This is a genomic window from Paucibacter sp. DJ2R-2, from assembly GCF_025717675.1.
GTDB lineage: Bacteria > Pseudomonadota > Gammaproteobacteria > Burkholderiales > Burkholderiaceae_C > Paucibacter_A.
This window is the reverse complement of the sequence record NZ_JAJIRT010000045.1, coordinates 1-302: the sequence shown is the minus strand read 5'-3', so window position 1 is coordinate 302 and position 302 is coordinate 1. Positions and strand designations below refer to the sequence as shown.

1 pseudogene is annotated in these 302 nt (G+C 62.3%); it reads left to right on the top strand.

Annotation, left to right across the window (positions count from 1 at the left end):
* Positions 1-24: 24 nt before the first annotated feature.
* Positions 25-302: pseudogene (locus LNV28_RS25025) on the top strand (hypothetical protein); the annotation flags it as partial.

The following is a 302-nucleotide window of genomic DNA, read 5'->3' as shown; positions in this document are numbered from 1 at the left end:
AAGCACAAGGCAAAGCCTGACCCCTTGTCGGAGAAGAAGGTCAGCAGCGAGGCCGCAGAGATCAAGTTCTTCCGGCCCAAGGACTTCAACTTCAACGACGAGGACAACACCGCCACGTGCCCGGCGGGCCAGGTTTTGATCAGCAGCGGGCGCATCCACATCACCGCGAGTGGCCAGCCCTACGAGACCTACATCGCTCAGGCGACGGACTGCAGCGGCTGTGCACTGCGCTCCAAGTGCATCAAGACTCGAGGGCGCGATGACCAGACTCCGCTGACACGTGGCCGCCAAGTCAGCCGCTT